This is a genomic window from Streptomyces sp. NPDC006602 (assembly GCF_042870385.1).
Classification (GTDB): domain Bacteria; phylum Actinomycetota; class Actinomycetes; order Streptomycetales; family Streptomycetaceae; genus Streptomyces.
Genome location: NZ_JBIAHG010000012.1, coordinates 159968 through 185489, shown reverse-complemented (window position 1 = coordinate 185489; position 25522 = coordinate 159968). Strand labels below are relative to the sequence as shown.

Here is a 25522-nt window from a genome sequence, read left to right as displayed (position 1 = left end):
TTCTGGGTTCCCCTCCAGATGCTTATGTGTCCCTGACATCCTGGCGTAGCCACAGGGGACACATGGCGTCGGGGGGCTCACCGTTACACAAGAATCGCGTTTCGGGACTGCCCGGTGACACCCCTAAACTGAGCCCGTGACCGAGAACGCTCAGCAGCAGCCATCAGCGCCCGACACCGAACTGCCGACCCAGTACGCGCCGGCCGACGTAGAGGGGCCGCTGTACGAGCGCTGGGTAGAGCGCGGTTACTTCGAGGCCGACGCGAAGAGCGACAAGCCTCCGTACACCATCGTCATCCCGCCGCCGAACGTCACGGGCAGCCTGCACCTCGGGCACGCCTTCGAGCACACGCTCATCGACGCCCTGACCCGCCGCAAGCGCATGCAGGGCTACGAGGCGCTGTGGCAGCCCGGCATGGATCACGCCGGCATCGCCACACAGAACGTCGTCGAGCGGGAGCTCGGCAAGGAGGGCAAGTCCCGGCACGACCTCGGCCGTGAGGCCTTCGTCGAGCGTGTCTGGCAGTGGAAGGCCGAGTCCGGCGGGCAGATCTCCGGTCAGATGCGGCGCCTCGGCGACGGCGTCGCCTGGACCCGTGAGCGCTTCACCATGGACGAAGGGCTCTCGCAGGCCGTCCAGACCATCTTCAAGCGGCTCTACGACGACGAGCTGATCTACCGCGCCGAGCGCATCATCAACTGGTGCCCGCGCTGCCTGACCGCCATCTCGGACATCGAGGTGGAGTATCAGGACGACGACGGCGAACTGGTCTCCATGAAGTACGGCGACGGGGACGAGACGATCGTCGTCGCCACCACCCGTGCCGAGACCATGCTCGGTGACACGGCGGTCGCCGTTCACCCCGACGACGAGCGGTACAAGCACCTGGTCGGCAAGCTCATCAGGCTGCCGCTGACCGACCGTTCCATCCCGGTCGTCGCCGACGACCACGTCGACCCCGAGTTCGGCACGGGTGCCGTCAAGGTCACCCCGGCCCACGATCCGAACGACTTCGAGATCGGCCAGCGCCACGACCTGCCCGCCATCACGATCATGGACGAGCACGCCGTCATCACCGCCCACGGCCCCTTCCAGGGCCAGGACCGGCTGGAGGCCCGCTCGGCGATCGTCGCCGCGCTGCGCGCAGAGGGCCGGATCGTCGCCGAGAAGCGGCCCTACGTCCACTCGGTCGGCCACTGCTCGCGCTGCAAGACCACCATCGAGCCGCGCCTGTCCATGCAGTGGTGGGTCAAGGTGGGCCCGCTCGCGAAGGCCGCCGGTGACGCCGTCCGGGACGGACGCGTCAAGATCCATCCGCAGGAGATGGAGAAGCGGTACTTCGACTGGGTCGACAACCTCCACGACTGGTGCATCTCACGGCAGTTGTGGTGGGGGCACCGAATCCCGGTCTGGTACGGGCCGAATGGCGAAGTCGTCTGCGTCGGTCCCGACGACGAGGCCCCCACCGGCGAGGGCTGGCGTCAGGACACCGACGTCCTCGACACCTGGTTCTCCTCCGGCCTGTGGCCCTTCTCCACCCTCGGCTGGCCCGAACAGACCGAATCGCTCGCGAAGTTCTACCCGAACTCCGTCCTGGTCACCGGCTACGACATCCTCTTCTTCTGGGTCGCCCGGATGATGATGTTCGGCCTGTACGCCATGGACGGCACCCCGCCGTTCCACACCATCGCCCTGCACGGCATGGTCCGCGACCAGTTCGGCAAGAAGATGTCGAAGTCCTTCGGCAACGCGGTCAACCCGCTGGACTGGATGGACAAGTACGGCAGCGACGCCCTCCGGTTCACTCTCGCCCGGGGCGCCAACCCGGGCGTCGACGTCCCGATCGGCGAGGACTGGGTCCAGGGCTCCCGCAACTTCGCCAACAAGATCTGGAACGCGACGCGCTTCGCGCTGATGAACGGCGCGACGGTCGAGGGGCCGCTGCCAGAGCTTTCGGCGATGTCGGCGACCGATCGATGGATCCTGTCCCGGCTCAACTCCGTTGTCGCCGAGGTCGACGCGTTCTACGAGGACTACCAGTTCGCCAAGCTCTCCGACGCGCTGTTCCACTTCGCGTGGGACGAGGTGTTCGACTGGTACGTCGAGCTGTCCAAGACCACGTTCCAGGCGGGCGGCGAGGCGGCCGAGGTCTCCAAGCGCGTCCTCGGTGAGGTCCTGGACGTCACGCTGCGCCTGCTCCACCCCGTCGTCCCGTTCGTCACGGAGACTCTGTGGACCACGCTGACCGGTGGCGAGTCGCTCGTCATCGCCGAGTGGCCCTCGGACAGCGGCTTCCGTGACACGGGCGCGGAGAAGGAGATCGAGACGCTCCAGCAGGTCATCACCGAGGTCCGCCGCTTCCGCGCCGACCAGGGTCTGCAGCCGGGGCAGCGGGTCCCGGCCCGCCTTTCGCTGGACGGCACGGCGCTCGCCCCGCACGAGGCGGCGATCCGCCAGCTCCTGCGGCTCCAGCCGGAGGGCGACGCCTTCACCGCTACGGCGACGCTGCCGGTCGGCGGTGCCGAGGTGGCGCTCGACCTGTCCGGCACGATCGATGTGGCGGCCGAGCGGAAGCGGCTGGCCAAGGATCTCGCCGCGGCGGAGAAGGAGAAGGCCCAGGCGAACGCGAAGCTCGGCAACGAGGCGTTCCTGGCGAAGGCTCCCGATCACGTGGTGGAGAAGATCCGGACGCGGTTGGCGAAGGCGGACGAGGACATCGCGCGGATCGCCGCGCAGCTGGACCGGTTGCCGGAGGCGTAGGCGGTCCGGGTACGTCGGTGAAGGCCCTCGGAGTTGGTTGGCTCCGGGGGCCTTCGGTTGCCGTGGGGCAAGTTCGCGCGGCCCGGCGCTACGGGGTGGAGTCGGGACGGGTCGCGCAACCCGGCGTTGCGGGGTGCCTCCCCCACTCTCGACTTCGCTCGAGCGGGGGGACCCCCATCGCCCCAGCGGCACGACTGCCCGCAGCTACGCGGACGGCTATGTGCGGCTGCGCCCCGGAGGTCTGGGACCGATCCCCCAGGGACAACCACCCCCGCCGACCCGCGCCCACACCGTCGCCTCCGTAGACTGACCCCGTGAGTGAGCAGCCCCCGCACGACAGCAGTGACGACAGCAGTGACTTCGACGAGATCATCGCGGCCGAGACCGAGCGGGACCCGGATCTCGCGGTGATCGAGGCCGGCAGCCGTACCCTGCGCACGCAGGGCGGTTCGCCGCAGGCCGACGTGCCGACACGCCCGGCGGACCCCGAGGTCGACAAGGCCCTGAGGGAAGTCGAGGCGGAGCTCGCCACCCGCTGGGGCGAGACCAAGCTGGAGCCCTCCGTCAGCCGCATCGCCGCGCTGATGGACGTGCTGGGCGAGCCGCAGCGGTCGTACCCCTCCATCCACATCACCGGCACCAACGGCAAGACCTCCACCGCCCGCATGATCGAGGCCCTCCTCGGCGCCTTCGAGCTGCGCACCGGCAGGTACACGAGCCCCCACGTCCAGTCGATCACCGAGCGCATCAGTCTCGACGGCGTACCCATCTCCGCCGAGCGGTTCATCGAGACGTACCAGGACATCAAGCCGTACGTCGAGATGGTCGACGCGCAGCAGGAGTACCGGCTGTCCTTCTTCGAGGTGCTCACGGGAATGGCGTACGCGGCCTTCGCCGACGCCCCCGTCGACGTCGCCGTCGTGGAAGTGGGCATGGGCGGGTCCTGGGACGCCACCAACGTCATCGACGGGGACGTCGCCGTCGTCACCCCCATCGACCTCGACCACACCGACCGGCTCGGTGAGACGTTCGCGGCGATCGCCACCGAGAAGGCCGGCATCGTCAAGCAGGACGCGGCGGTGATCCTGGCGCAGCAGCCGGTCGACGCCGCTCAGGTGCTGCTGAAGAAGGCCGTCGAGGTCGACGCGACCGTGGCCCGTGAGGGGCTCGAGTTCGGCGTCGTGGCACGGACGATCGCCGTCGGCGGACAATTGCTCACCCTGCGCGGGCTCGGCGGCGAGTACACCGAGGTGTACCTCCCCCTGCACGGCCCCTATCAGGCGCACAACGCGGCCGTCGCCCTCGCCGCCGTCGAGGCGTTCTTCGGCGTCGGCTCGCAGCGGCCCGAGCCGCTCGACATCGACACCGTCCGCAAGGCGTTCGCGGCGGTGGCCGCGCCGGGCCGGATGGAGGTCGTACGGCGGTCGCCGACCGTCGTCCTGGACGCGGCCCACAATCCGGCGGGCGCCCGCGCCACCGCGGAGGCGGTCGGGGAGGCGTTCGACTTCAGCCGGCTGATCGGGATCGTCGGGGCGAGCGGGGACAAGAACGTACGAGGGCTGCTGGAGGCCTTCGAGCCGATCTTCGCCGAGGTCGTCGTCACGCAGAACTCCAGCCATCGCGCGATGGACGCCGACGAGCTCGCCGCGATCGCCGTCGAGGTGTTCGGCGACGAGCGGGTGCAGGTCGAACCGCGGCTGCCGGACGCCCTGGAGGCCGCGATCACGCTGGCCGAGGAGGAGGGCGAGTTCGCGGGCGGCGGGGTGCTCGTCACCGGCTCCGTCATCACCGTCGGCGAGGCCCGGCTGCTGCTGGGGAAGGGCTGAGACCGGCATGCGTACGCTCTGTGCATCGACCCTGATCGGCGAGGTCTTCATCATCGGCTTCGCCGCGCTGGTCGCGATGAAGGACCCCGACCTGTCCACGACCACGGTGTGGACGGTCAGCGGGATCGCCATGTTCGCGTGCCTGCTGCTGTGCGGCATGGTCACCAGGCCCGGCGGCGTCGCGCTCGGCTGGGCCCTCCAGATCGCGCTGATCGCCTCCGGCGTCATCGTCCCGACGATGTTCTTCCTGGGTGCGATCTTCGCGGCCCTGTGGTGGGCGTCCGTGCACTACGGACGGAAGATCGACGAGGCGAAGGCGAGATTCGCGGCGCAGGCGGACACCTCGACGCCGGACCCGGCGTGACCCGTTCCACCGCGGCTCCTTTGCACCTGACGCTGCGTAACAGGAGGCCGGACACGCCCTGTAATCTCAGCATCCCGCACCATCCTTGATCCGAAGGAGCCCCGTCGTGAGCCAGCGCACCCTCGTCCTTCTCAAGCCCGACGCCGTTCGTCGTGGCCTGACCGGCGAGATCATCAGCCGTATCGAGCGCAAGGCCGGCTGGCAGATCACCGCGCTGGAGCTGCGCACCCTGGACCAGGACACCCTGGAGCAGCACTACGGCGAGCACAAGGGCAAGCCCTTCTACGAGCCGCTCGTGGAGTTCATGGCCTCCGGTCCGGTCGTGGTGCTGATCGTCGAGGGCGACCGGGTCATCGAGGGGGTGCGGGCGCTGGCCGGTCCGACCGACCCGATCGCCGCCGCGCCCGGCTCCATCCGCGGGGACTACGGCGTGATCGTGCGGGAGAACCTGATCCACGCCTCCGACTCCGAGGAGTCCGCCGAACGTGAGGTGAAGATCTTCTTCCCCGGTCGCGCGTAGCGCCCGCGGCGGCCGAGTGAGAGTCTGGGGGTGTTTGCCCCCGGACGTTCCGGCATATGCGGGGCGATCGAGGGAACGAGTGACCCCGAACGCCCGTCTCCAGAAGCGAACCCGCACGGCATCTGCTGACAATGGCGGAGACCCTCACGCAGTGTTCGCGAAGGCGCGTCTACGATGGAAGCCTTCACGTCGCTGCACCCACTTCGCCGACCTGAAAAGCCCTCAAAAGCTCAATGGGAAGGCCAGTCGAATCCTGATGGGGAACTCAATGTCGTTCATCGGCCGTGACATGGCTGTCGACCTCGGGACCGCCAACACGCTGGTGTACGTCAGGGGTCGCGGGATCGTACTCAACGAGCCGTCCGTCGTCGCGATCAACACCAACACCGGTGGCATCCTCGCGGTCGGCGCCGAAGCGAAGAAGATGATCGGGCGCACACCCGGCAACATCGTTGCCGTGCGTCCGCTGAAGGACGGCGTGATCGCCGACTTCGAGATCACCGAGCGGATGCTCCGCTACTTCATTCTGAAGATCCACAAGCGGCGGTATCTGGCTCGTCCGCGGGTCGTCGTCTGTGTGCCCTCGGGCATCACGGGCGTCGAGCGCCGCGCCGTCATCGAGGCGTCGTCCCAGGCCGGCGCCCGTCAGGTGCACATCATCGAGGAGCCGATGGCGGCCGCCATCGGCTCCGGCCTGCCGGTCCACGAGGCCACGGGCAACATGGTGGTGGACATCGGCGGCGGCACCACGGAGGTCGCGGTCATCTCCCTCGGCGGCATCGTCACCGCCCAGTCCATCCGCGTGGCGGGCGACGAACTGGACAACGCGATCATCCAGCACATCAAGAAGGAGTACTCGCTCCTGCTGGGTGAGCGGACGGCCGAGCAGATCAAGATCACGATCGGTTCGGCGTACGACCTCGACGCTGACGAGCACACCGAAATCCGTGGCCGGGACCTCGTCTCCGGGCTGCCCAAGACCGTCGTCATCTCGGCCGCCGAAGTCCGCAAGGCGATCGAGGAGCCCGTCAACGCCATCGTGGACGCCGTGAAGACGACCCTCGACAAGTGCCCGCCGGAGCTGTCCGGCGACATCATGGACCGCGGAATCGTTCTCACCGGTGGCGGTGCGCTGCTGCGCGGGCTCGACGAGCGGCTGCGCCGCGAGACCGGCATGCCGATCCACATCGCCGAGGACCCGCTGGACAGTGTGGCGCTCGGATCCGGAAAGTGCGTCGAGGAGTTCGAGGCGTTGCAGCAGGTTCTGGACGCCCAGCCGCGCAGATGACGCAACTCTTCGATTCCGCCGTACGAGATGATCTCCTCTCGTGCGGCGGATCGTTGATATAGAGACATAAGCTCGCTCATAAGTATCAACACGCCCCATAAGTAACGACACGTAAACATTGCACTCGCATTCCTATGAGGAAGGGCACGGCCGCCGCACGTGAGGGACACACGAGAGAGCCGGCTGCTCCTGGTGCTGCTGGTCGCCGTCGCGTTCGCGCTGATCACGGTGGACATCCGCGGTGGGGAGGACTCGCCGGTCGACGGTGCCCGCCAGGGCGCGGCCACGGTGTTCGGCCCGATGGAGGACGGGGTGTCGGCCGCGGTCGACCCGGTCGGCAACGCCGTATCGGCCATCCGTGACTCCGGCGAACGGCACGACCGGCTCGCCGAGTTGGAGAAGGAGAACGCGGCCCTCGAGGCGAAGCTCGGCAGCGACGACCGCAACCGCAGCCGCCTCACCCAGCTCGACAAGATGCTGAAGCTCTCGGGCGCCGGCCAGTACGGCATCAAGGGCGCCCAGGTCATCGCCATAGGAGCGGCCCAGGGCTTCTCCTGGACCATCACCATCGACGTCGGCGCGAGCGACGGCATCAAGCGCGACATGACCGTGCTGAACGGGGACGGCCTCGTGGGGCGCGTGACGACCGTCGGCCCCGACACTTCCACCGTGCTGCTCGCCAACGACCCCGACTTCACCGTCGGTACCCGCATGGAGGCCGGTGACGAACTCGGCTTCGCCTCCGGGCAGGGCGACCGCCCGCTGCGCGTCGAACTCCTCAACGGCAAGGCCGAGATCAAGCAGGGCGACCGCCTGGTCACCTTCGGCTCGCAGGCCGACAAGCCCTTCGTGCCCGGCGTGCCGGTCGGCGTGGTCTCCCGCGTCGACCCCTCCGCCGGCGACCTCACCCGCACTCTCTACGTCACGCCGTACGTCAGCTTCAGCAAGCTCGACATCGTCGGCGTCGTCGTCGAGGCCCCGAAGAAGGACCCACGCGATACGGTGCTGCCCGCCAAGCCGAAGCCGACCCCCACGCCGACCGTGACGGTCACCGTCACCCCGTCCGCGAACGCGCCGATCGACGGCCAGATCCAAGAAGAGCAGTAGGAGCTTCAGCCCATGCGCGTCAACCGGATCCTGCTGTCCACCGCCCTGGTCGTCGTCGCCCTGGTCCTCCAGGTGAGCGTCCTGGCCCGCCTCCATCTCCCGGGCGCCGTCCCCGACCTGCTGCTCCTCACCGTCCTGGGCCTCGCCATGGTGTACGGCCATGTCGGCGGCGCCCTCGTCGGGTTCGGCGCCGGACTCCTCGCCGACCTCGCCCCGCCCGCCGACCACGCGGCCGGCCGCTACGCCCTCGTGCTGTGCGTCATCGGCTACCTCGCGGGCCTGGCGAAACCCGAGAACGGCCGGCTGAAATCGGCCACCGGACCCATGGTCGTCGTGGTCGCCGCCGCCATCGGCTCCACCCTGCTGTACGCCGGTGTCGGCGCCCTCGTCGGCGACACCGCCGCCCGCCATGTCGGCCTCGGCAGCCTGCTGTTCACGGCCGCGCTCTACGACCTGCTGCTCGCCCCGTTCGTCGTCCCCGGCATCATGGCGCTGGCCCGGCGCGCTGAGAACGACCCCCTCGCGGAGAGCCACTCCGCCGCCAAGACCGCCGACATCTCCTCCGGCTGGCTCTCCGCCGGCACCGGGCTGCGGATCGGCGGTCAGCGCAACGGGCTGAAGGTGAAGGCCGCCAGGGCCCGCACGACGCGGGCCGGCCGCATCAAGGGGGTCAAGCGGCTGTGATCGCGCGGGAGTCGGCCGGGTCACCGGCTCACAGGTCCGTCGTATATGACACATACACACACTGAGAGGGGGAGGCAGCCGCAGTGACCGCCCACCCGTCGCCCGCCACCACCCTTCCGACGAATGGGCTGCGCCCATGACCAACATCCCGGAGACCGGCCGGACCCCACGGGTCCAGATCCGGCTCGTCGTCATCCAGATCCTCGTCCTCTCCCTGCTCGGCACCCTCGGCGGACGCCTGTGGTACCTCCAGATCCGCGAGGGCGACGAGTACGCCAAGGAGGCGTCCGGCAACCACGTCCAGCAGGTCGTCGAACCCGCCGTACGCGGCTCGATCCTGGACGCGCGCGGAGTGCCCCTCGCGGACAACGAGACCCGGCTGGTGGTCTCCGCCTCCCGCACCGATCTGCTGAAGATGAAGGACGACGGCAAGGCCGTCCTCACCAAGTTGGCGGGCGTGCTGGGCATGAAGCCCCAGGAGGTCATGGAGAAGGTCCGGCTGTGCGACTCCAAGACGCCGCAGCCCTGCTGGAACGGCTCGCCCTACCAGCCGATCCCCGTCACCGACGAGGCCACCGCCAAGCAGGCCCTCCAGATCCGCGAGCGCGCCGAGGACTTCCCCGGCGTCACCGCCGAGCCGGAGGCCGTGCGGCGCTACGCCGCCCCCGGCAAGGCCAACACCGCCCAGGTCCTCGGTTACCTCTCGCCCGTCACCGACGAGGAGATCACCAAGGCCCAGGACACCGACTCGCCCTACCTGCGCTCCGACCAGGTGGGCCGCTCGGGTCTGGAGCGCGAGTACGACAAGGAGCTGCGCGGCAAGGCCGGCGTCACCCGCTACGAGGTCGACAACCTCGGCCGCGTCATCGGCGAGGCCGAGGCCGACGCCGCCCAGCCCGGCTCCAACCTGGTCACCAGCATCGACGCCCGCGTCCAGCGCGTGGCCGAGTACGAGCTGAACCAGGCGATGAAGACCGCCCGCAAGCAGTACGACAAGATCACCGGCGAGAACTACAAGGCCGACTCGGGCGCCGTCATCGTGATGGAGGCCAAGACCGGCCGGATCGTCTCGATGGCCTCCGCCCCGACGTACGACCCGAACGCCTGGGTCGGCGGCATCTCCGCCAAGGACTACAAGAAGCTCACCGGCAAGGACTCCAACTACCCGCTGCTCAACCGGGCCATACAGGGTCAGTCCGCGCCCGGTTCGACCTTCAAGGTGGTCTCCACGGCAGCCGCGGTCGAGGCCGGCTACGAGTGGGACGGCGGCTACCCGTGCACCAGCTCGTACTCGGTGGGAGGCCAGGTCTTCAAGAACTTCGAGGGGGAGAGCTTCGGCCCGATCTCGCTCGGCCGAGCCCTGGAGGTCTCCTGCGACACCGTCTTCTACGGCCTCGCCGACCGGGAGTGGAAGAAGGACGGCGGCATCAACCCGAAGAAGGGTGAGCCCAAGGACTACTTCTACAAGGCCGCGCACCAGTTCGGCCTCGGCAAGGAGACCGGCATCGACCTGCCCAACGAGGTCACCGGCCGCGTCCCGGACCGCCAGTGGAAGCAGGACTACTGGAAGGCCAACAAGGACTCCTGGTGCAAGACCGGTAAGAAGGACGGCAGTTACGTCGAGAAGATCGCCTACGAGAACTGCCTCGAAGGCAACAAGATGCGCGAGGGCGACTCGATCAACTACTCCATCGGCCAGGGCGACACCCTCGTCACGCCGGTCCAGCAGGCCATGATCTACGGGGCCCTCGCCAACGGTGGCACCGAGTACGTCCCGACCATCGGCAAGGCGATCGTCAGTGCCGACGGCAAGACCGTGCAGGAGATCAAGCCCCAGGTCAAGGCCAAGCTGCCGGTCAGCAAGGCCACGCTCAAGGGCATGGACACGGCCCTCGAAGGCGTCGTCACCCGCGGTACCGCCGCGTGGAAGTTCCAGGGCTGGCCGCAGGACGAGATCCCGCTGCACGCCAAGACAGGTACCGCCGAGGTCTACGGCAAGCAGACCACGTCCTGGCTCGCCACCTACAGCAAGGACTACACGATCGTCATGACGATCGCTCAGGCCGGTACGGGCTCGGGCGCCTCCGGTGAGGCCGTGCGCCACATCTACAACGCCCTGTACGGCGTCCAGGCCGACGGCTCGATCGACCAGAAGAAGGCGCTGCTGCCCACCCCGGAGAAGAGCCTGCCGAAGATCAAGGCGGACGGTTCGATCACCTCCCCGAAGGTCGGCAAGGACCCGGCCAAGGAGCAGCAGGCCAGCCAGAAGAGCTCGGACGAGGCGGACGTGCAGCAGCTGGCGGCCACGGTGGCGACGGCCGGCACGGGCAACCGCAACGCGCGTCGGCGACGGCGTGCCGGGAGAAGCCGGAGGATGCCCACATGACCGGCGTGAACAGCTTCCAGGTCTCCGGCTACGGCCCCGAACGCGCGGGCTGGGCCCGCCTGCTCGCCCGTGACTCGATCGCCCGCCGGCTGGACTGGCCGATACTGCTGGCGGCACTGGCCCTCTCCGGCATCGGCTCGATCCTGGTCTTCTCGGCGACCCGCAACCGCACCGAGATCAACCAGGGCGACCCGTACTACTTCCTGATCCGGCACATCATGAACACCGGCATCGGCTTCGCCCTGATGCTCGGCACGGTGTGGCTCGGCCACCGCACACTCCGCACGGCCGTGCCGCTCCTGTACGGCGCCTCGGTGTTCCTCATCCTGATGGTGCTCACGCCGCTCGGCACGACGGTCAACGGCGCGCACTCCTGGATCGTGCTGGGCGGCGGCTTCTCGCTCCAGCCCTCCGAGTTCGTGAAGATCACGATCATCCTCGGCATGGCGATGCTGCTGGCGGCACGCGTGGACGCGGGCGACAAGCCCCACCCCGACCACCGGACCGTGCTCCAGGCGCTCGGGCTGGCCGCCGTCCCGATGCTCATCGTGATGCTGATGCCCGACCTCGGGTCGGTCATGGTCATGGTCATCATCGTGCTGGGCGTGCTGCTCGCCTCCGGCGCGTCGAACCGGTGGGTGTTCGGACTGCTGAGTGCGGGCGCGATCGGCACGATCGCCGTCTGGCAGCTGCACATCCTGGACGAGTACCAGATCGCCCGCTTCGCCGCCTTCGCCAACCCCAGCCTCGATCCCGCGGGCGTCGGCTACAACACCAACCAGGCCCGCATCGCGATCGGTTCGGGAGGTCTGACGGGCTCGGGCCTCTTCCAGGGCTCCCAGACCACGGGCCAGTTCGTGCCGGAACAGCAGACCGACTTCGTGTTCACGGTCGCGGGCGAGGAACTGGGCTTCCTCGGCGGCGGCCTGATCATCGTCCTGCTGGGTGTGGTGCTGTGGCGCGCCTGCCGCATCGCCCGCGAGACGACCGAGCTGTACGGCACGATCGTCGCCGCCGGCATCGTGGCCTGGTTCGCCTTCCAGGCCTTCGAGAACATCGGCATGACCCTCGGCATCATGCCGGTCACGGGCCTGCCGCTGCCGTTCGTGTCGTACGGCGGCTCCTCGATGTTCTCGGTGTGGGTGGCGGTGGGGCTGCTGCAGTCGATCCGGGTGCAGCGGCCGATGTCGGCGTAGGGCTGTCCGGCGGACTGGCCCCACTCCTGGGGCCGACGGCCCCCTGCCGCGCCGGCCCGACTGCGACTAGATTCAGGTCATGGCGGAGACGAAACGCGAGATCGAGCGCAAGTACGAATCCGACGACAGCGGCTTGCCCGACCTCACGGGTGTCGCCGGGGTCGAGACCGTGCTCGACAAGGGCGTCGCGGAACTGGACGCCACCTACTACGACACCGCTGACGAACGCCTCGCCGCGTCCTCGATCACCCTGCGCCGCCGCACCGGCGGCTCCGACGCCGGCTGGCACCTGAAAGTCCCCGTCGCCCAGGGCGTGCGCGACGAGATCCGGGCCCCGCTCTCCGACACCCTCCCCGACGAGCTCGCCGCGCTGGTCCGCTCCCGGGTCCGGGACGCCGAGCTGCTGCCCGTGGTCCGGCTGCGCTCGGCCCGGGACGTCCGCGATCTCCTCGACACCGAGGGTCGGCTGCTCGCCGAGGTCAGCGTGGACGCCGTGCACGCCGAGCGGCTGACCGGTGGCGACGGCGTCGCCCAGTGGACGGAGATCGAGGTGGAACTCGCCGACGGCGGCGACCCGGGCTTCCTCGACAAGGTGGAGAAGCGGTTGCGCAAGGCGGGCGTGCAGCCGTCCGGGTCCTCCTCGAAGCTGGCTCGGGCCCTGGCGGAGACGGCGCCCAAGAAGAAGCGCCGCCGGGCCGGGTCTCGCAAGGACCCCGTGACCGCCGGCGACCACGTGCTCGCGTACGTCCGCGCCCAGCGGGACGCGATCGTCGAGCTCGACCCGGCCGTACGCCAGGACGTCGAGGACTCCGTGCACAGCATGCGCGTCGCCACCCGCCGGATGCGCGGCACCTTCAGGTCGTACGGCAAGATCCTCGACCGGACCGTCACCGACCCGATCGGCGAGGAACTGAAGTGGCTGGCCGGTGAGCTGGGTGTGGACCGGGACCACGAGGTGCTGACCGAGCGCCTGACGGCGGCCCTCGACGACGTGCCCGGCACGCTGGTCTCCGGGCCGGTCGTCGAGCGCCTGGGCCTCTGGGCGAGCGCCAGGCAGGGCGGGGCACGCGGCCGGCTCATCGGCATCCTGGACTCCCGCCGCTACCTCGCACTGCTCGACACCCTGGACGCGCTGATCGCCCACCCGCCGCTGCTGGAGGCGGCCGGGAGGAAACCCGGCAAGGTGATCACCAAGGCCGTGAAGAAGGACTTCGGCAAGGTCTCCGGGCTCGTCGAGCAGGCGCTGGAGCTGGAGCCGGGACCCGACCGGGACATCGCCGTGCACGAGGCCCGCAAAAAGGCCAAGCGCACCCGCTACTCGGCGGAGGCGGCCAAGCCGGCCCTCGGCACGCCGGCCAAGGACCTGGTCACGTCCATGAAGTCGCTGCAGACCCTGCTCGGCGACCACCAGGACAGCGTGATGGCCCGCCAGACCCTGCGCGAGCTGTCCGCGGTCGCGCACGCGGCGGGGGAGAGCGCCTTCACGTACGGGCTGCTCTACGGGCGTGAGGAACGGCGGGCGGCGACCGTGGAGGCCCAACTGTCCGGGTTCTGGGACGGGATCAAGAACGGGGCGGCCGACCTCTGAGATTCCGGGCGTGCGGGGGGTGGTCGCGGTCGCGTTACGCTAGATGGTCACCCCTGTCAGTTCAGTCCAGCTCACGAAGGTTCGCGACATGCCTGCCGAAGTCGCTGCGTCGGTCTTCCCGCAGCTCGAAGCTCTGCTCCCGCATGTGCAGAAGCCGATCCAGTACGTCGGCGGGGAGCTCAACTCCACCGTCAAGCCGTGGGAGTCGACGGACGTCCGCTGGGCGCTGATGTACCCGGACGCCTACGAGGTCGGTCTGCCCAACCAGGGCGTCATGATCCTCTACGAGGTACTGAACGAGCAGGAGGGCGTCCTCGCCGAGCGCACCTACAGCGTGTGGCCGGACCTCGAGGCGCTGATGCGGGAGCACCACGTCCCGCAGTTCACGGTGGACAGCCACCGGCCGGTGAAGGCATTCGACGTGTTCGGTCTGTCCTTCTCCACGGAGCTGGGCTACACGAACATGCTGACGGCGCTGGACCTGGCCGGGATCCCCCTGGAGTCCCGGGACCGGACGATCGACGACCCGATCGTGCTGGCCGGCGGGCATGCCGCCTTCAACCCCGAGCCGATCGCCGACTTCATCGACGCGGCGATCATCGGCGACGGCGAGCAGGCCGTGCTCGACATGACGCGGATCATCCGCGAGTGGAAGACGCAGGGCTGCCCCGGCGGCCGCGAGGAGGTCCTCTTCCGCCTGGCGAGGACGGGCTCGGTGTACATCCCGGCCTTCTACGACGTCGAGTACCTCGCGGACGGCCGTATCGCCCGTGTCGTACCGAACAAGTCCGGTGTCCCGTGGCGCGTGTCCAAGCACACGGTGATGGACCTGGACGAGTGGCCGTACCCCAAGCAGCCCCTGGTCCCGCTCGCCGAGACGGTCCACGAGCGCATGTCGGTGGAGATCTTCCGCGGCTGCACGCGCGGCTGCCGCTTCTGCCAGGCGGGCATGATCACCCGGCCGGTGCGCGAGCGGTCGATCACCGGAATCGGCGACATGGTCGAGAAGGGCCTGAAGGCGACGGGCTTCGAGGAGGTCGGCCTCCTGTCGCTCTCCTCCGCGGACCACAGCGAGATCGGCGACATCGCGAAGGGTCTGGCGGACCGCTACCAGGAGGACCAGATCGGTCTGTCCCTCCCCTCGACCCGCGTGGACGCGTTCAACGTGGACCTGGCGAACGAGCTGACGCGGAACGGCCGCCGGTCCGGCCTGACCTTCGCCCCCGAGGGCGGCTCCGAGCGCATGCGTAAGGTCATCAACAAGATGGTCTCGGAGGAGGACCTGATCCGCACGGTCGCCACCGCCTACGGCAACGGCTGGCGCCAGGTGAAGCTCTACTTCATGTGCGGTCTGCCGACGGAGACCGACGAGGACGTCCTCCAGATCGCCGACATGGCGATGAAGGTCATCCAGAAGGGCCGCGAGGTCTCCGGCCAGAACGACATCCGCTGCACGGTCTCGATCGGCGGTTTCGTCCCCAAGCCGCACACCCCCTTCCAGTGGGCCCCGCAGCTCTCGGCCGAGGAGACGGACGCCCGCCTGGCGAAGCTCCGCGACAAGATCCGCGGCGACAAGAAGTACGGCCGCTCGATCGGCTTCCGCTACCACGACGGCAAACCCGGCATCGTCGAGGGCCTCCTGTCCCGCGGCGACCGCCGCGTCGGCGCCGTCATCCGCGCGGTCTACGAGGACGGCGGCCGCTTCGACGGCTGGCGCGAGCACTTCTCCTACGACCGCTGGATGAGCTGCGCGGACAAGGCGCTGGCCCCCTTCGGTGTCGACGTCGACTGGTACACCACGCGCGAGCGCACCTACGAGGAGGTCCTCCCCTGGGACCACCTCGACTCGGGCCTCGACAAGGACTGGCTCTGGGAGGACTGGCAGGACTCGCTCGACGAGACGGAGGTCGAGGACTGCCGGTGGACGCCCTGCTTCGACTGCGGGGTGTGTCCGCAGATGGACACGGCTATTCAAATCGGACCGACCGGGAAGAAGCTGCTGCCTCTTACGGTCAAGAAGGACGCCACGACCAGCGGACACGCCCACTGACGTGAGTGAGGCGTTGCGCCGCGTCGTCGGTGCGCCGGCGGGGGTGACCGAGGATGAGGCTGTCGCCGCGCTGGAGACGGTGGAGGCACCGACCAGGCGGCGGCAGCCTCCCGTGCGGGAGGCCCGGACGTCGCTGCCTCGGACGGGCGTCTCTCCGGAGCCGGACGCCACGGAGTGGCAGCCCGCCAGGCTCGCGTCTGACCTGACCGGCCGGTCGCTACGTAGGTGTGCTGGTGGCGGAGCTGTGCGGCTGGGGTGCCGGCAGAGGCCGCGGTGAGCGGCCCATAGCGGCCGCGGCCCCTGTCGGCTGGTCGACGAGGGTCAGTGGTTGATCATGTCCCGGGTCTGGGCGTAGACCGTTGCGTCGGTGAGCAGGCCCGTGTGGCTGAGGCAGGCGGTCTGGGTGTTGGCCGCGCCGGACAGGGAGACGGAGGTGTCCGGGTTGATCACCGTGTCGCAGGGCGACCACCAGGTGGCGTAACGGGGCGAGCCTGGTGTCTCATCGCCGGAGTTGAGGGCGGCGAGGAAGCCGGAGCCGATACGCATCTCGGTGCAGGAGGTGTCGAAACAGCTGTTGGCGCTGTCAGTTCCGTGGTTCGGTCCTCCCAGTGACACCCAGGCGTCGACCTTGGAGGTCCCGCCGAGGTTCTTCAGGTAGTAGCGCGAGGAGAGCCCTCCCATTGAGTGGCTGACGATGTCGACCTTGGTGGCGCCGGTGGCCGCGAGGAGACGGTCGACCTCGGTGGACAGCTGCTGGGCCGTCGTGGCATTGGACTGGTGCCAGTCGTAGGACCACTGGTCGAGGTACGAGGACGGCCAGCCGTCGAGTCTGAAGCGGTCCGCCATGGTGTTCCAGTTGCTGGCGTCACCGGTGTAGCCGTGCACGAAAAGGACGGCGTCGCTGGTCGAGTTGAAGGTGGAGCTGCTCGACGCCTGGGCAGGAAGAGAGGCCTGCACGGCGAGAAGGGCGCCGGCCGCGGCGACGGCTGTGCTGGCAAGGGTTTTGTTCACGAGGGACTCTCGGGTGGGGTTCGGGACAGCGCTTGACGGCGCGGTTCTGACAGGGGACAGCGCCGGGGCGTTTCCCGGGTCACGGGAGCTGTGCCAGGCGTGCGGCGGCATGCCGAGGGGCCTGTTCGCCGTGGCGGCAAGGGGAGGAGGACACCGGTGTCATCGAGGGTGGCGTGAGCGTACTGACCGGTAGGTATAGGTGGTCAAGAGGCGTGCGCGGAAAATATTCGGCCCGGCTGATGCCTCGGGAGCCGCGTCAGTGTGTGACCAGGTGCGGGTTTCGCTTACCGCCGCGGGTGGAAGCCGGAGAATCTCGCCGAACCGGCTGGCGTCGATCCGTGGCGCCACGGCCGCGTGGGCTGCGGCGAACTTGGGCGATGGCCGAGGGTCCTATGGAATGAACACGTCCGCCAGATAGGTCGGTTTGGCCTCTATCTCCGCATAGCGCCCGGTCTCCTTCGACCAAGCGACATTCCCAGCGGTGAGCGCGTGGAAGTCCGTGACGCAGCGCAGCGCGTCCTCGACGACGTCGTCGACGAGGCCGGAACCTGTCAGCCGCCCGGGCAGGACCTGTTCGAGATCGAGGATGCGCTGGACGTATCCGGCCTGCATCACGGCCACTCGCTCCGCCGCCTCCTGGAGGCTGCACCGGTGATGATGGCAGATCACCGTGACGGCGTTGAACGCATAGTCATGGGCGAGTTCTTTGGGTAGCGAGTAGAGATCGTTGATGCAGGCGTTCGCGTAGATCACCGCCTCTCGCATGTCTGCGAAGGCCGGGTTCGCGTGCAGTTGGTCGGGCAGGTCCACACCGGTACCGATTTCCATCAGGTCAAGGACGGCGTCGAACGCGAACGAGGCGCGGCGGTGGGTGAGATATTGCTGCAGGCCGGGTACGCGCCCTTCCTCCCGATAAATCATTTCGGCCCGGTAGCTGTCGAAATACCACAACAAGTGCGGGACAAATCTTCGCTGCCATACGGAAGAACGGACAGCCGTTGTACGGCGCCACAGGTCGGCCAGGGAACGCGCCAGTCGCCCAGGTGTGACGGTTCCGTCGAAGACGGCGAACAACGGCCCGAACGCCTCCCGCCACCGCTCGGGCTGGTAACCGCGCACCGGGTCGTCGTCGAACTGGTCGTCCAACTGGAACAGCCAAGCGTTCCATTGGGTGATCAGCGTCAGCGCCTCCCGTGAGGCGTGCGGGCACAGCCACGCAGTGAGCCGGTCCACACGAGTGCGCTGCACATGCCGACGTGCTTCCTCGGTGGGCACCAGACCGAACTCGTCCAGCCACGCCTCAGCAGCCGCCGTGGCCTCCTGGAGTTCCGGATTGAGCGCTGCCGGTACGGGTATGCAGAGGTCCGGAATCCGGAAATTGTCCATACGTCAGCTCGCTTCTCGATAATTCTCTGCCATTCGTGACATCCAGCGACATTGCCGATGCGGCATGCCCAAGGCCCGCATGCATGACCAGGCAGTCCCAGCCATCGACGTAAATTACCCTGCCTGTTGATGGCACTCGACAGAGGTCTCGTTTCTTTGGCGCTCATTGCCCTGTGAGGGTCAGCACCACAGACCGGGCGAATTCGGTTGGACGCTGATACACGTTCCCAGCGATCCAGGCCGGTTGTGAACAGGCCTGGTCAGCTGCGGCGGCCGGGCCGGTTCAGACGAGCCAGGAGCAGAGCGACGTCGTCGCCCAGGCCGTGAGCCTTCTGCGTACCGGCGAGAAGGTCGTCGACAACGGTCTGCAGGTCCGCCGTGGGAGCGCCTCGCAGACCCTGGAGAAACCTCTCCGTGCCCTGGTCGATGTCCTTGTTCACGGCCTCGAGCAGGCCGTCGGTGGTCAGCGCGAGCACGCTGCCCGGAGCGATGCGCAGGCGGGTGGTCGGGTACCGCTGCTCCCGGTCGATCCCCAGAGGGAGGCCGCCGGGGACCTCCAGGAGGCGCGGCGGCTTGCGGGGTGTGATCAGCGCTGGGGCCGGATGACCCGCCCGGCACACCCGGAGCGTTCCGTCGATGGGGTTGAGTGCCATGTAACAACATGTGGCGAACAGGGCCGTGTCCGGGTCGGTGTTCAGCTCGGCCAGCAGGCGGTTGGTGCGTTCCAGGACGGCCGCGGGCGGGTGTCCTTCGTTCGCGTAGGCATGCACGGCGGTACGCAGCCGTCCCATGAGAGACGCGGCGTGAACGCTGTGTCCCTGCACATCTCCTATGACCAGAGCCACGCCGCCGTCGGGCAGGCTGATGGCGTCGTACCAGTCGCCGCCGATCCACATGCCGGAGGTGGCGGCCTGGTAGCGGGCGGCGATGGTCACACCCGGCGCCGTGAGTGGCCCGCGCGGCAGCATGCCACGCTGGAGCTCGGTGGCGAGTGCGTGTTCCGACTCGTACATGCCGGCTCGCTCCAGTGACTGGGCGAGCAGTCCCAGGGCGGCGACCAGGAGGGCCCGCTCCTCGGGAAGAAATTCCTGCGGTTCGGGGAAACTGACGAGGCAGGAACTGACGCGGCCGCGCGAGTCCGTGAGCGGCAATGCCGCCCACGCCTGCGGGGCCGACTGCACGAGTGGTGCCAGGTGCGGGTAACCGGTGATCAGTGCGTCCGCGGAGCCGATGAGAACGGGCGCCCTACGGTCGAGTGACTCCTCCACAAGTGTGCGGGCCGTAGCGTCGAGGACTCGCAGGGAGTCCTCACCCTGCTCGTCGTCGGCGCACGAGGCGACGACGGTCAACCCGTTCCCCTCCGGGGCGATCACCGCCAGCGCGTCCGCTCCGAAGGTACGCAATCCTGCCTGTGCGGCGGCCATGATGTCCTTGACCGTCACCGCGGCGGCCAGAGCCGCGGTCAGCTCCCGCATCCAGCGGTCACGGCTGGCGCGCTCGTACAACCGCCGCTTCTCCGCCTCGTGGCGTTCATGGACTGCCGTGGTGTCCATGACCACTCCGACCATGCGGGCCGGCAGCCCGTCGGCGCCCGGCAGGACGCGGCCCCGGGCCTCCAAGGATCGGTGCCGGCCGTCGTCGGAAGTGACGCGGTACTCGATCTGGTAGTTGCCGCAGGATTCCGCTATCAGTCCCAAGGCATCGCGCACATTGGCCAGATCGGACTCGTGCACTGCGGCCAGGAAGCTTGAGATGTCCGACGGGCCGTTCTCGGGCATGCCGTGCAGCGCGAGGGTGAGCGGATCGCAGCTCACCTCGCCTGTGGCGATCTCCCAGCAGAAGAAGCCCGCCTGCACCATGGTCGCGCTGGCCTGGAAGGCGCCGGGATTGGACTCATCTTCCCGGAATGCAGTAGTACGCACCGACCCGACGTCTTTCACTAGATCTCCCTGCCGCGGCGTGAACTACTTCCCTTCGAGGGATCAACGGTGCTCAACCGGACGGGCCACGCACCGTAGTGGGTGACCGATGAAAACCAGCCATTGGGGGCGACTTGAGAGCCTACGGGACTGCGACACCATTCCCTCCCAGAGGTGAACGGGGTTCTCGCAGCGGAGTGTGCCCCCGCTCTTCCAGGGAAGATTGCCTGCCCGACCCGACTGTGGCCGGATCGTGCGCATGCTAGTGACTTTCCGGATCTTGCGCTAGACCACCCCACCCGGCAGACCGCGTCGGCCGGGCATGCCAAGGCGTTCCTCCGCCAGGACCATGCCGGTCGCTGAAACGCGAGGCACAGGTGGGCCGTGGTGGAGCGCCCACCGCCTCGTCTCGGGCGCCGAGATGGGCGCCCTGACCCGTACGAATCGGGCCTTGCCCCGACCGACCTGGACGAGTCTTGGAGACCGCGGAGCACAGTAACCGCGCGCCTACCGCCAACCGTCAACCATGCGACGAAAAGGTCTGGGTCCGGCGGCTTCGCTGACAGAGGCAACGGCTGGCGCCGTGCCTTGGCGAGGTGGTTGTACGTAGTTACTCGCCCGCAGATGGACACCCAGATCCAGATCGGCCCGACGGGCAAGAAGCTGCTGCCTCTTACGGTCAAGAACGCGGCGCCGGTGCCTGCGTCGAGCGGCCACACGCACTGAGGTGAGCGAGGCTGTCAGACCAGCACTGGCACGGCACCTCCCACCCGCTCATCGTCGTGATCAGTTCAGCCGCCGCCGGAGCCCGAGCCATAGAGGGCGGCGATGTCCTTGGACATCGCCCACCGGCTGTAGGTGGGCGACTGCGGCCAGCCCTCGGGCGAGTCCTGCCATTCCTCCTGGCGTCCGTACGGCAGGACATCGATCAGCGCGAAGGCGTGACCGAGCTGCTCGGTACCCCGACCGTTTGTGTGCCAGGTGCGATAGACGGAGTCGCCGTCGCGCAGGAACACGTTGACCGCGAATCCTCCGTCGGGCGGTGCGCCGACGTCGGCCCCGAATGAGCTGTGCGCAGTCGAGTACCAGGCCATCCGGTTGCCGACCCGCTGCTTGTAGGCGAGTGCCTCTTCGATCGGGCCCTGGGTGACGATGACGAATCGCGCATCGTAGTTGTCCAGGAACTCCAGGCGGGTGTACTGCGAGGTGAACCCCGTGCAGCCCGGGCACTGCCATTCCTTGCCGGGGAACCACATGTGGTTGTAGACGATCAGTTGCCTCTTGCCTTCGAAGACGTCCGCCAGCCGAACGAGGCCGTCCTCGCCCTCGAGGGTGTAGTCGGGCATCTCGACCATCGGCAGGCGACGACGCTCGGCGGCGATGGCGTCGAGCTCCCGCGTCGCGGCCTTCTCCCGGGTACGGAGTGCCTCGAGCCGGTGCTCCCAAGTCGCGGCGTCAACGACGGGTGGTAGTGCGTGGGCGGTCATGGTCCCCTCACAGAGCTCGTGGGCAGCTTGCACGTGTGTAGAGGCAGACCCCACCGGGCTCCGAAACTCATCGGTCGGCAGTTGACGAGGCAGCGTGATGCCCAGAACTGGACTCGTCGACCTGTTGCACCGGCACGGGCTTCGTGGACGCCTGGAGGAGGGCGGGCGACCGGCCCCCGCGCAGCCGGCACCCGCAGGGCCCGCGACTCCGCCCGATGACGACAACGTGTTGGGCATGACGTGGTCCGGGATCGTCGCGTTGGATGTCTGCGCGCTCGTCTGCCGGGGCAACCGAGTGCTCAGTGAAGAGCACTTCGTCTTCTTCAACAACCCGCAGACGCCGGACGGTTCGGTGTGCACAGTGCCGGCTGTGGCGCCGGACAAGGCAGCGATAAGAGTCTCCTTCGACGCGCTGCTCGGCTCCTTCCGGCACCGGCCCAGCGGCGACTGGGACTTCGTGCTGGGTGGGAAGGGTTACGCGGGAGGCCTGGAGCAACTCGTTCGGGATTACGGCATCGAAGTGGAGTAACGGGCAACGTCGGTGGCGGTTGCCGCCGGTGTTTCGCACCGGCGGCGAACATGACCGCGTAAGTCCCTGAGGCTACGTCTACTTGCTCGCGGCGAACCGCATCAGGGCGAGTTGGTCACCCTGCTTGATCTTCCCCGTCACGTTGATCACTTCGAGTTTCCAGGTGGCGCCGGACCGCACCGCCTTGGCGACGGCGCAGCCGTTGTCCTGGGTGAGCATGCTGGGCCAGATGTCGGCGACCTGCTGAGTGGTGCCGCCGGTCGCGTCGTACACCTTGAAGCTGATGTTGCGCGCCTTCTGGAAGGAGCTGCCCTTCTTGTAGGCGGCGGCGACGAACACGATCGAGGTGATGTGGGGCGGGATCTTCGAGAACTCGACCATGACGGTCTCGTCGTCGCCGTCCCCGTGGCCGGTCTGGTTGTCGCCGCTGTGCAGCAGGGAGCCGTTGCCGATGGGGTCGAGGGAGTCGAGGCCCGCCAGGCGCACCGGTTCCCCGTCGTGCATGGCGATGGCGATCAGGTCGAGGTCGGTGCCGGTCTTCCGGCGGAGTTTGCCCATCACTCCGCCGCTGGCGCCGGCGGTGGGGTCCCAGGACACCCCGATGGACAGATGGGTGACCCCGTCCAGGTCCGCGGGTCCGTCTTCCTTCGTGAGCGTAATCATGGGCCCATACTGCCTGGGCTTTCGCCGAGGTCCCAGAACAGGCCCGCCATGACGGCCAGGGACTCCCGGGCCACTGTCCCCAGCCAGTGCTCGTCGGGGGGCGTGCTGGGCGCAGGACGGGTGGGAGTGGGGGACCCAGACCGTGGGGGAGGCCCAGGATGTCGGCGAAGGCGTCGTTGGCGAGGCGACGGTGGCCACGCTGGTGTGCGAGGCGGCGGCCGGCCCCGACGGGGCGCTGAAGACGGCCCGCAAGGGCGGCGGCATCTTCGAGCTGACGGTGGACGGGGTGGAGTCGCACGCCGGCCTCGACCCGGAACGGGGCGCGAGCGCCGTGCACGCCCTCGCCGAACTCGTCACCCGGATCGTCGCGCTGGGCTCGCCGGAACTGGGCACCACGGTCAACGTCGGGGAAATCAGCGGCGTTACGGCACGCAATGTGGTGGCCGGACAGGCCCGCTGCGGTATCGACGTACGGATCGCCGTGCCCGCCGAGGCGGACCGGATCGACGCCGCGCCGGCCGCGCTGCGGCCGTCCGATCCCCGCGTTGCTCGACCACGTCCCCTCCCGCACCGCACTGATCGCGGGACTGCTGGCAGCGGCGACATAGGAAAACACGTGGCCGGCACTTAAGTTCGAGGACGAGTGGGGCGGAAAGTCGCGGTACTGCATCCGGACGGGGAACTGAGGCGTCTACGTCGGTATGGATCTGGAGAAGCCGTCGCCGCAGCCACAGCCGCAGCAGCCTGAGGGGTGTCTCGCTGTCGCGATTCGCATTCCGGTGCGGATCGTCGTGCTCGTGCTGGTCGTGCCCGTGCGGATGGTGTGGGACGCGCTTGTCGTCGGGGGGCGGCTCCTGAACGACGTGGTGCTGCGGCCGCTGGGGCGGGCGTTGCTCTGGGTCGGACGGGCTGTCTTCGTCTGGCCGTTCGTGGGGCTGTGGCGGTATCTGCTCGTGCCCCTCGGCAAGGGACTCGGGTGGCTCGGGAACATGCTCGTCCTCGTGCCGCTCGGGTGGCTGTACCGGTATGTGCTGACGCCGCTCGGACATGCCCTCGCGTGGGTCGCGCGGGGGATCGGGGCCGGGCTGGCGTGGGTCGCGCGGGGGATCGGGGCCGGGCTGGCGTGGGGCTACGCGCGCGTGCTGACGCCGGTGGGGCACGGCGTGATGTGGGTGCTCAGGGGTTTGGGGGCCGTGCTCGCCGCCCTGGGGGCCGGCATCTACGGCGTCGTCGCCTGGCTGGTGCGGTATCTCCTCGTCGTACCCGCCATGTGGGTGTTCGAGTGGGTTCTCGCGCCCGTCGGGCGGGCCGTCACCTGGTGCGCCAGAGGACTCGTGTGGTGCCTGAGCATGATCGTCACCGGGGTCGGGATCGCCCTCTACTGGATCACCCGCGTGCTCCTCGTCCTGCCCGCGCTCGCCCTGTGGCGCTGGATCCTCGTGCCCGTGGGACGTGTGCTCGCCGTCATCGGCCGGGAGATCGGGGAGGCCCTCGGTCATGCCTGGCGGATCGCGGGGTACGTCTCCCTTGCCGTCGGGCGGTTCCTCGGAACCCTCTTCCGGTGGATCTTCGTGGAGCCCGTGCGATGGGCCTACCGGAGCGTGCTGACGCCGGTCGGGCATGCCGTGCGGGATGCCGTGCTGCGGCCCGTCGCCGAAGCCGCGCGCAGTGTGGGGCGCGCCACCCGGCAGTCGCTCGCCGCCGCCCGCGAGTCCGTGCGGCAGGCGCGCGCCGACTTCCGGCGGATGGTCTTCGGGGAGCCGCGGCCGCCGCAGGTGGCGGAGCGGCGGGAACCTCCGGGCGGCGAGACACGTACTCTTGGTAGTAGCACGACCGCTCTCACGAAGGACTGAACGACACTGGGCAAGCGACAGCCCGAAGGCCCGCCGCCCGCACCCGCGGTGCAGCGCATCCGACTGCGCTACACCAAGCGCGGCCGCCTCCGGTTCACCAGCCACCGTGACTTCCAGCGCGCCTTCGAGCGTGCGTTGCGCCGTGCCGAGGTGCCGATGGCGTACTCGGCGGGGTTCACACCGCACCCGAAGGTGTCGTACGCCAATGCCGCACCCACCGGCACGGGCAGTGAGGCGGAATACCTGGAGATCGCCCTCACCGAGACGCGTGACCCGGACAAGCTCAGACTGCTGCTCGACGAGTCGCTGCCCGACGGGCTCGACATCATCGACGCGGTCGAGGCCCGGACCTCAGGGCTCGCCGACCGGCTCACCGCTTCCGTATGGGAGCTGCGGCTGGACGGCGTGGACCCGGCCGACGCCCAACGCGCGGTCGCGGTCTTCACCACCGCCGAGTCCGTCGAGGTCCGGCGCAAGACCAAGAACGGCGTACGCACCTTCGACGCCCGCTCGGCGGTCGCGCACCTTGAAACGCACGCTCCGCAGGCTGATAGGCCGACCGACCAGCCCTGTGCGATACTGCGGCTGGTTGTTCGGCACGTGACGCCTGCCGTTCGACCCGACGACGTCCTGTCCGGTCTCCGCGCCGTGGCCGACCTGGCGCCGCCGGTCCCCGCAGCGGTGACCAGGCTGGCGCAGGGGCTGTTCGATGAGGAGACCGGCACGGTGACCGACCCGCTCGCGCCCGACCGCGAGGCAGCGGTGGCCCTCTCGACGGCCGCTTCCGCTGCCGCCGCGACAGCGCCGGTGCCGGAAGGTTCCGCGTAGGGACGGACGTCGTAAGCGCCGCCCTCGTACTCGGGAGCCACCTGGGTCGGGCAGCGCACCGACCAGAAGACTTTCG

19 protein-coding genes and 1 pseudogene are annotated in these 25522 nt (G+C 68.8%); 15 read left to right on the top strand and 5 right to left on the bottom strand.

Translation table 11 applies throughout. The annotated features are described in order from the left end of the window. Window positions 1-136 precede the first annotated feature (136 nt). The 11 genes from ACFYO2_RS28110 to ACFYO2_RS28060 all read left to right on the top strand — a co-directional run bounded on the left by ACFYO2_RS28110 (window position 137) and on the right by ACFYO2_RS28060 (window position 15770). Window positions 137-2761 carry a valine--tRNA ligase gene (locus tag ACFYO2_RS28110; protein WP_388354624.1) on the top strand — a complete coding sequence of 875 codons (2625 nt, stop codon included), beginning with the start codon at window positions 137-139 and terminating at the stop codon, window positions 2759-2761. Between the two features lie 314 nt (window positions 2762-3075). Further along, window positions 3076-4587 (top strand): bifunctional folylpolyglutamate synthase/dihydrofolate synthase, encoded by a 1512-nt coding sequence (locus ACFYO2_RS28105; protein WP_388354621.1) that lies wholly within the window; start codon window positions 3076-3078, stop codon window positions 4585-4587. A 7-nt stretch (window positions 4588-4594) separates the two neighbouring features. Continuing rightward, window positions 4595-4951, top strand: a complete 357-nt coding sequence (locus ACFYO2_RS28100; RefSeq protein ID WP_388354619.1) for a DUF4233 domain-containing protein — start codon at window positions 4595-4597, stop codon at window positions 4949-4951. A gap of 106 nt (window positions 4952-5057) precedes the next feature. After that, window positions 5058-5471, top strand: coding sequence for a nucleoside-diphosphate kinase (gene ndk / locus ACFYO2_RS28095; RefSeq protein ID WP_388354616.1), 414 nt, complete (start codon window positions 5058-5060; stop codon window positions 5469-5471). A 268-nt stretch (window positions 5472-5739) separates the two neighbouring features. Further along, entirely contained in the window at window positions 5740-6759 is a 1020-nt protein-coding gene (locus ACFYO2_RS28090; RefSeq protein ID WP_004931372.1) for a rod shape-determining protein, read from the top strand. A 159-nt stretch (window positions 6760-6918) separates the two neighbouring features. Continuing rightward, window positions 6919-7866, top strand: a complete 948-nt coding sequence (gene mreC, locus ACFYO2_RS28085) for a rod shape-determining protein MreC (protein WP_388354612.1) — start codon at window positions 6919-6921, stop codon at window positions 7864-7866. A 12-nt stretch (window positions 7867-7878) separates the two neighbouring features. Beyond that, window positions 7879-8550, top strand: coding sequence for a rod shape-determining protein MreD (gene mreD / locus ACFYO2_RS28080; RefSeq protein ID WP_388354609.1), 672 nt, complete (start codon window positions 7879-7881; stop codon window positions 8548-8550). A 136-nt stretch (window positions 8551-8686) separates the two neighbouring features. Next, window positions 8687-10936: a penicillin-binding protein 2 gene (gene mrdA / locus ACFYO2_RS28075; RefSeq protein ID WP_388354606.1), complete on the top strand. Its 2250-nt coding sequence runs from the start codon at window positions 8687-8689 to the stop codon at window positions 10934-10936. After that, window positions 10933-12132: a rod shape-determining protein RodA gene (rodA, locus tag ACFYO2_RS28070; protein WP_388354603.1), complete on the top strand. Its 1200-nt coding sequence runs from the start codon at window positions 10933-10935 to the stop codon at window positions 12130-12132. The genes mrdA and rodA overlap by 4 nt, the downstream gene beginning before the upstream one ends. A 79-nt stretch (window positions 12133-12211) precedes the next feature. Continuing rightward, window positions 12212-13720 (top strand): CHAD domain-containing protein, encoded by a 1509-nt coding sequence (locus tag ACFYO2_RS28065; RefSeq protein WP_388354599.1) that lies wholly within the window; start codon window positions 12212-12214, stop codon window positions 13718-13720. An 88-nt stretch (window positions 13721-13808) separates the two neighbouring features. After that, window positions 13809-15770, top strand: coding sequence for a TIGR03960 family B12-binding radical SAM protein (locus ACFYO2_RS28060; protein ID WP_388354595.1), 1962 nt, complete (start codon window positions 13809-13811; stop codon window positions 15768-15770). A gap of 321 nt (window positions 15771-16091) precedes the next feature. On the opposite strand, the gene ACFYO2_RS28055 is transcribed toward ACFYO2_RS28060, so the two are convergent. The 4 genes from ACFYO2_RS28055 to ACFYO2_RS28040 all read right to left on the bottom strand — a co-directional run bounded on the left by ACFYO2_RS28055 (window position 16092) and on the right by ACFYO2_RS28040 (window position 21573). Continuing rightward, window positions 16092-16781 (bottom strand): esterase/lipase family protein, encoded by a 690-nt coding sequence (locus ACFYO2_RS28055; protein ID WP_388354593.1) that lies wholly within the window; start codon window positions 16779-16781, stop codon window positions 16092-16094. A 390-nt stretch (window positions 16782-17171) separates the two neighbouring features. After that, the gene (locus ACFYO2_RS28050; RefSeq protein ID WP_388354591.1) at window positions 17172-18167 is read right to left on the bottom strand and encodes a hypothetical protein; all 996 of its coding nucleotides are present in this window, start codon (window positions 18165-18167) and stop codon (window positions 17172-17174) included. A gap of 260 nt (window positions 18168-18427) precedes the next feature. Continuing rightward, window positions 18428-20089, bottom strand: coding sequence for a SpoIIE family protein phosphatase (locus ACFYO2_RS28045; RefSeq protein WP_388354588.1), 1662 nt, complete (start codon window positions 20087-20089; stop codon window positions 18428-18430). Window positions 20090-20877: 788 nt separating this feature from the next. Beyond that, window positions 20878-21573, bottom strand: coding sequence for a DUF899 domain-containing protein (locus ACFYO2_RS28040; protein ID WP_388354585.1), 696 nt, complete (start codon window positions 21571-21573; stop codon window positions 20878-20880). A 112-nt stretch (window positions 21574-21685) separates the two neighbouring features. Between ACFYO2_RS28040 and ACFYO2_RS28035 the strand changes: the two are divergent. After that, window positions 21686-22102: pseudogene (locus tag ACFYO2_RS28035) on the top strand (TerD family protein); the annotation flags it as partial. Window positions 22103-22180: 78 nt separating this feature from the next. Here ACFYO2_RS28035 and ACFYO2_RS28030 read toward each other — a convergent pair. After that, entirely contained in the window at window positions 22181-22765 is a 585-nt protein-coding gene (locus tag ACFYO2_RS28030) for a TerD family protein (RefSeq protein WP_388354582.1), read from the bottom strand. 142 nt (window positions 22766-22907) lie between these two features. Between ACFYO2_RS28030 and ACFYO2_RS28025 the strand changes: the two genes are divergently transcribed. The 3 genes from ACFYO2_RS28025 to ACFYO2_RS28015 all read left to right on the top strand — a co-directional run bounded on the left by ACFYO2_RS28025 (window position 22908) and on the right by ACFYO2_RS28015 (window position 25446). Beyond that, window positions 22908-23396 (top strand): peptidase dimerization domain-containing protein, encoded by a 489-nt coding sequence (locus tag ACFYO2_RS28025; RefSeq protein WP_388354580.1) that lies wholly within the window; start codon window positions 22908-22910, stop codon window positions 23394-23396. 70 nt (window positions 23397-23466) lie between these two features. Beyond that, the gene (locus tag ACFYO2_RS28020; RefSeq protein WP_388354577.1) at window positions 23467-24618 is read left to right on the top strand and encodes a hypothetical protein; all 1152 of its coding nucleotides are present in this window, start codon (window positions 23467-23469) and stop codon (window positions 24616-24618) included. A gap of 48 nt (window positions 24619-24666) precedes the next feature. Further along, window positions 24667-25446: a TIGR03936 family radical SAM-associated protein gene (locus ACFYO2_RS28015; protein WP_388354574.1), complete on the top strand. Its 780-nt coding sequence runs from the start codon at window positions 24667-24669 to the stop codon at window positions 25444-25446. Window positions 25447-25522 lie beyond the last annotated feature (76 nt).

Excerpts from the sequence above, each read along its gene's own strand:
- ACFYO2_RS28100 (WP_388354619.1), top strand. The coding sequence starts at position 4,595 with ATGCGTACGCTCTGTGCATCGACCCTGATCGGCGAGGTCTTCATCATC.
- mrdA (WP_388354606.1), top strand. The coding sequence starts at position 8,687 with ATGACCAACATCCCGGAGACCGGCCGGACCCCACGGGTCCAGATCCGG.
- ACFYO2_RS28090 (WP_004931372.1), top strand. The coding sequence starts at position 5,740 with ATGTCGTTCATCGGCCGTGACATGGCTGTCGACCTCGGGACCGCCAAC.
- mreD (WP_388354609.1), top strand. The coding sequence starts at position 7,879 with ATGCGCGTCAACCGGATCCTGCTGTCCACCGCCCTGGTCGTCGTCGCC.
- ACFYO2_RS28040 (WP_388354585.1), bottom strand. The coding sequence starts at position 21,573 with ATGACCGCCCACGCACTACCACCCGTCGTTGACGCCGCGACTTGGGAG.
- ACFYO2_RS28060 (WP_388354595.1), top strand. The coding sequence starts at position 13,809 with ATGCCTGCCGAAGTCGCTGCGTCGGTCTTCCCGCAGCTCGAAGCTCTG.
- ACFYO2_RS28050 (WP_388354591.1), bottom strand. The coding sequence starts at position 18,167 with ATGGACAATTTCCGGATTCCGGACCTCTGCATACCCGTACCGGCAGCG.
- ACFYO2_RS28020 (WP_388354577.1), top strand. The coding sequence starts at position 23,467 with ATGGATCTGGAGAAGCCGTCGCCGCAGCCACAGCCGCAGCAGCCTGAG.
- ACFYO2_RS28065 (WP_388354599.1), top strand. The coding sequence starts at position 12,212 with ATGGCGGAGACGAAACGCGAGATCGAGCGCAAGTACGAATCCGACGAC.
- ACFYO2_RS28030 (WP_388354582.1), bottom strand. The coding sequence starts at position 22,765 with ATGATTACGCTCACGAAGGAAGACGGACCCGCGGACCTGGACGGGGTC.
- rodA (WP_388354603.1), top strand. The coding sequence starts at position 10,933 with ATGACCGGCGTGAACAGCTTCCAGGTCTCCGGCTACGGCCCCGAACGC.